This is a genomic window from Ruegeria marisflavi (genome assembly GCF_025673445.1).
Taxonomy (GTDB): domain Bacteria; phylum Pseudomonadota; class Alphaproteobacteria; order Rhodobacterales; family Rhodobacteraceae; genus Ruegeria_B; species Ruegeria_B marisflavi.
Genome location: NZ_JAOVQN010000056.1, coordinates 1 through 4,148, shown reverse-complemented (window position 1 = coordinate 4,148; position 4,148 = coordinate 1). Strand labels below are relative to the sequence as shown.

3 protein-coding genes are annotated in these 4,148 nt (G+C 62.3%); 1 reads left to right on the top strand and 2 read right to left on the bottom strand.

Annotation, left to right across the window (positions count from 1 at the left end; translation table 11 throughout):
* Positions 1-223: 223 nt before the first annotated feature.
* A complete protein-coding gene (locus OEZ49_RS22860) occupies positions 224-3,349 on the bottom strand; it encodes a hypothetical protein (RefSeq protein WP_263390447.1) in 3,126 nt (1,041 codons plus the stop codon).
* 114 nt (positions 3,350-3,463) lie between these two features.
* Positions 3,464-3,757: a transposase gene (locus tag OEZ49_RS22855; protein WP_397545704.1), complete on the bottom strand. Its 294-nt coding sequence runs from the start codon at positions 3,755-3,757 to the stop codon at positions 3,464-3,466.
* 113 nt (positions 3,758-3,870) lie between these two features.
* Between OEZ49_RS22855 and OEZ49_RS22850 the strand changes: the two genes are divergently transcribed.
* The coding region (locus OEZ49_RS22850) for a class I SAM-dependent methyltransferase (protein WP_263390446.1) at positions 3,871-4,148 on the top strand (278 nt) is incomplete at its 3' end.

The window sequence follows — 4,148 nt, the reverse complement described above, 5'->3', positions numbered from 1 at the left end:
AACAGACCTCAGCTTTACGGCAATCATCAATGCCTGCGCCGCTCTCCTGAACTCAAAGTGAATCTCAACAGACCCTAAATCGATAAGGAGGCATCATTTATTCTGGCAGCATGGTATGCGATCACAGGAATGGGTCGAAGCCAGGGCGGAGATCAACGAATTGGCGCGGGAGACTCGGGAAATTGAGCGCCTGCTCAAGCTGGATTGATAAAGCCCGGTTGGTTCAAGCCAGCAGATCGAACACGTCGCTACCGATCTGCAGATTGATGCTGCTTTGCCCCTCACCATCGACCAAAGCCCACATGATCTGGCCTGTCGGGCGGTAGATCACAAAGGCCTCCTGCACCGCGTCGTCGCCCGCACGTTCGCCCTCGGCATTCTGGGTGTGCGCGAAATTCACCTGGAAGTCGGCACGGGTGGCAGAGGCAATGCCGAAGAGCAGCACGTCACCCTCAGCGGCACTGTAATCCTGCACCCAGTCCGAGCCGTGACCGCTGGCACCCACGTGGAAGAACTTGTCCGCGCCTGTGCCGCCGTTGATCCGGTCGTGCCCGAAGCCGCCGTTGACGAAGTCGTCGCCCGCGCCGCCAAACACCAGATCGGAAAACGCCGAGCCGGTGATCACGTCATCGCCGTCCTGGCCTTGCAAATCGTCGACGCCAAAGCCGCCCGCGATCGTGTCATTGCCGCCCTGGCCAAAGACCTGGTCGTTTCCGGCACCGGCATCGACGCTGTCGTTGCCCTCGCCCGCAAAGATCACGTCGCGCAGGTCGTCCGAACCCGGGCCGCCGATGATGATGTCATCCCCGTCGCCGCCGTTGAGCGTATCCGCGCCAAGACCGCCGTCGATACGGTCGTTGCCCGCCTCGCCCAGCAGACGGTCATTGCCAGCGAGACCCAGGATGGTGTCATCGCCCAGCCCGCCGCCCAGAACGTCGGCATCTGGCGTGCCGGTCAGGGACAGGTGATCGGGTGCAATCGGGCTGTCTGCCGTGGCGGTGACGCTTTCCGCTGTTCCGTATCTGTCCTCGTAGGAGAAGCGCACTGAGACGGTGGTGCCCACATCCGCAGCCGTCAGCAGATAGCTGGCGGCGGTCGCACCAGAGATGGCGGTACCGTCGCGCAGCCACTGGTAGCCCTGCGACCCATCGGTGATCCCGTCGGCATCGGCCACACCCGAGGCGTCGGCGGTCAGGGTTTCGCCCTGTTTGGCCGTGCCGGTCACCACCACTGACCCCGTGGGGGGATCATTGACGTTTTCGACCACGCCGGTGGCGGCGCTGGTCACGGTCTCGCCAGTGCCGAAGGTGTCGGTGTAGCGAAAGCGGTACGACATCCGTGCCCCGATATCATCGGCGGTCAGAACTCGGCTCTCACCAGTGGCGCCTGCAATAGGGGTGCCGTTTCGCAGCCATTGACCGGCCCGGGTCGCCGGGTCGATCCCATCGGCATCGGTTACTCCCGAGGTGTCGGCGGTGAGCGTCTCGCCCTCGCGCGGTGTTCCCGAGATCGTCACAGTCCCTGTGGGCGCGGCATTGCGTGGCACCCCGGTCAGCGTCAGCGTGGAGCCATCCGCCAACGTGATCACCCGGTCGCCACCGGCGTCGCTCGAGATTGTCATTGTGTCGCGCTCGGCCGGGGAGAGGCGGGACAGGTCGAGGCGGTCCTCGCCCAGGGTGAAGTCATCGGCCACGTCCTGGCCCATGCCGGTCTCGACGATGAAATGGTCGGCGCCGCTGCCGCCGACAAGCGTGTCGTTGCCTGCGCCGCCATCGAGCGTGTCGGCCCCGGCGCCACCGTCGAGGCTGTCGTTACCTGCGTCGCCCTCCAGCCGGTCGTCACCGCCAAGACCCTGGAGGGTGTCGTCACCTTCACCGCCGCTCAGCGTTTCCGCCGCGTCGGTGCCCGCTTCGGTGCGCCCGGCGGGCGAAGGAAGTGTGAAGATTTCCGGATCGCTGCCGCCATTGCCGGGGTTGAAGGCCACGGCCAGTCGTGTTCCCTCCTGCGTACCGTCGGTGACCCAGAGTTCATCGCCCTCGTCGTTCGAACGAGCGGTGAAAAAGACCAAACCGTTGGACTCGAAAAATCCGTACCCGCCTTCGTTCGCGTCGGCCGATCCGCCAGAGGCGCTGATATTGGCCAGTTGATAAGTGCCTGCGGCAGTGCCGTCGGTGACCCAGGGTTCGCGGAAATCATCGGTATTTGCCGAGAAATACAGCCTGTCACCAATTGCGGTCAGATTGCGGATGCTGCCGCCACCCGATCCCGGCTCGGTGTCCGCGAAGAGTTCAACCGACCCGTCAGACAGGGCGGTGCGGTAGAGTTCGAACCCGTAGTCACCTTCGCCATCGGCATTCCGGGCGCGGAAATAGAGGTGATCGCCGAACCGCGTCAGATGAGCCGGGCGGCCGGCGCCCACGGCCAGTTCGGTAAAGATCCGGGTGCCGCTGGGGGTTCCATCGGTGCGCCAGATTTCGGACCGGGAGTTGCCGTCGCTGTCGTTGGTGACAAAGAAGATCTCGCCGTCGACCTCGATCAGGTTGCTGGGAATCTCGACATCGTCGTCGCCGCCGAAATCGGTGAGCAGCGATACCTCGGTCCCGTCGGTGATCCAGAGCGCGTTCGGCTGGTCGCCGCTGGCCGCGCCAAAGATGACCTGGTCATTCAGGGCGATTGTCGCGTCCATGTTGTTGTCGACATCCAGTCCGAGGTAGCGCCGGACGGAATCGCTGGCGGTCAGCCAGTCCGGCGTGCTGCCCTTGAGCAGGAACGTGCCCTCGGTCGTGCCGTCGGTGCGCCAGAGCGCGGCGCCGGCCGAGACGTCTTCGAGCCAGAAATATTGCAGGCCGGCGGTTTCCGCGGACCAAGCGACGCCTGGGATGCTGATAAAACGGTAATTTTCGCGGACGCCGCTGCCGCTGCCCTCGGTGATGTCGGCCAGCATGCGTGTGCCCGCGATGGTGCCGTCGGTGATCCACAATTCGCGCCCGAACTCTTCGGTGTAGCCGCTGAACAATACGCTGTCGCCGAAGGATTCAAAGTTGCGCGGGTCGGAGAGGCCCGGTGAATCCGGGGTCAGCGCGGTCAGATACCGGGTGCCGTCGACGGTGCCGTCCGAGACGTAGAGCTCGTAGCGTTCGAAGTCGGTAGCGGCGGCGGCGAAGACGAAAAGGTCACCGGCATAGGCGCCGTTTCCGGGATCTTCGACACCGTCCTTGGGCACTTCGTAGGGCGTCCCTTCGTTAAAGACGCCGGTATGAGTTTCCAGCAGGCGGACCGTATCGGTAGCCGCGTCATAGTAAAAGAGTTCGCGCCCTGCCGGGCTGTCGGCCATCACAAAGAACGTCATGTCGCCCCCCTACGAAAATTGCTTTTGAAAGGCCACAAGACTAGCAGGGTTTGCGCTTTTCTCCAGAATTAAAGCGACTTTTGGAGATTTTGCCGACACTAGAGCGTGTCGCGTTTAATCGGTTCTGTACCCTGTGGCCTGGAAGAAGTTGTAGCATTCCTCATCGGTGAACAGGTCGCACACATGACCGACTACCTGCCAAAGTTCATGGTAGGTTCGGGCGGCAGCCTTTCGGATCAGCGCCTTAAGCTTGGAGAAGGCCATTTCGATTGGGTTGAGGTCGGGGCTGTAGGGCGGCAGGAACAGGAACCATGCTCCGATGCCACGCATGGTCTTTGCAGCACCTGGGCTTTTGTGGCTTGACAAGTTGTCGAGGATAACCACGTCGCCGGGGCGCAGGGTCGGCACTGATGCCTCCGACGTCCCAGATGCGGACAAAGCGGACAAAGTTAGGAGTTATTGTGGCGCTGTGCTACTAGTTGAGTGGGTGCACTTGGATGCCCGCAGCTGGGCAGGTTTTCATGATTGAAAAGACATCCGATTTCGCGGCGTCAACTGGTGCAGGCTACGAGTTGCAGATGGGTCGCTTTAGCAGGCTTCTAGCTCCTGGTTTTCTGGATTTTTCAGAAATTTCCGACAGCGGCCCGATACTCGATGCAGGTTGCGGCACCGGATCATTGACCGCGGAGATGCAGCGCAGAACCTCACGGGAACAAATCGTAGGGGTCGATATTTCCCCAGCCTACATCGCGCACGCCCAAAAAAGCATCTCGGACAGTCGCACGACATTCGGTGTCGC

What these genes read in the sequence shown, in the direction of transcription:
- OEZ49_RS22860 (WP_263390447.1), bottom strand. Translation starts at nt 3,349, where the DNA reads ATGACGTTCTTTGTGATGGCCGACAGCCCGGCAGGGCGCGAACTCTTT.